Annotated in this window: 2 protein-coding genes; both read left to right on the forward strand. The window is 40.6% G+C overall.

The window, feature by feature from the left end; translation table 11 throughout:
* The first annotated feature begins 149 nt into the window (after positions 1-149).
* Positions 150-560 (forward strand): hypothetical protein, encoded by a 411-nt coding sequence (locus F6K53_RS44760; protein ID WP_293087496.1) that lies wholly within the window; start codon positions 150-152, stop codon positions 558-560.
* Positions 561-604: 44 nt separating this feature from the next.
* Complete coding sequence (locus F6K53_RS44765; protein WP_293087498.1) at positions 605-997, forward strand: hypothetical protein; 393 nt, start codon at positions 605-607, stop codon at positions 995-997.
* Positions 998-1,103: the final 106 nt, after the last annotated feature.

Raw genomic sequence — 1,103 nt, forward strand, 5'->3', positions numbered from 1 at the left:
CTCAATACTGCCTACTGAGAAAATTAGCGACAGCCCGTCCCTAACGCACCCTACGCAACTGCTCCCTGCTCCCTGCTCCCTGTTCCCTATTCCCTATTCCCTATTCCCTATTCCCTGTTCCCTGTTAAACACAAATCACAATTAATACTATGGAAAGTACCAAGCAATTTACCAAATACATGAAAGCGGATGAACGGCCATCTGTAGATGGCTCTATAGATGTTTCATCTGTGTTGGGAGAATGGTTTAATACCAAACCAGATACTAACTACATCAAGAAAGTAATCTTAAGCGATCGCAATGGTAGTTTAATCATCAATGCTTATGGAGCTAGCGATGGGGGGTTAATTGATTGGGGAGAAGCGGAAGCTATACCCTACGGTTCTGGTATATCATCCCTGATGGCAGCAGGATTCCATGCCCTTTTTAGTCTAGATGGAATTGAAACTCATCTTGTTTCCAATCAAAAACTAAGTATACTCTGCATTCAATCCTACACTCGCTACCTAGACGGTAGTGGTCGCATTGGTCACTTTTCCCGCGAGTTTTTTCACCGTTAGTCGTCTTTAAGGTAATAGTTTTATAGTATGGAGATATTTAATAAATGAAATGGAACGAAATTCATGGTGAAACCCAGAGTTATCAACCGAATAACAATGCTCAACTTGACTTAAGTGCCATTCTGGGAACTTGGATCAATTCTAGTGAAAAAACCGAGTGGATTAAGAAGTATACCATAACTCAGGAGGGCGATCGCGTTTTTATCAATGTTTATGGTGCTAATTCCCCAGAAGATTGGGGCAAAGTTGAGGTGACAACATTTGTAGATAATCTCGGTCAAACAGCTTTCCATGCCCAGTACAACCTTGATGGAGTAGAACCATTATTAGCAGCCAATATGAATAAAGGTTTATGCGTAGTTGCTGCCTTTATCAAGTTTAAGGATGGCGATCGCCCTAATTTTCTCTGCCGCGAGTTTTACTACAAAGTAGAATAGTTATAATGGGAGTATACTCCCTAATTTAAGATGGAACAATTTAGCCAAATCAAGCTAAAAATTCCTATTTTTTTAGGAAGTTCCCCAATTGGTCGGGAAAGTCTCA

This window comes from Moorena sp. SIO4A1 (assembly GCF_010672065.1).
Classification (GTDB): Bacteria; Cyanobacteriota; Cyanobacteriia; order Cyanobacteriales; family Coleofasciculaceae; genus Moorena.

Bases quoted from the DNA above. Each gene is read 5' to 3' on its own strand.
- F6K53_RS44760 (WP_293087496.1), top strand. From the start codon at position 150: ATGGAAAGTACCAAGCAATTTACCAAATACATGAAAGCGGATGAACGG.
- F6K53_RS44765 (WP_293087498.1), top strand. From the start codon at position 605: ATGAAATGGAACGAAATTCATGGTGAAACCCAGAGTTATCAACCGAAT.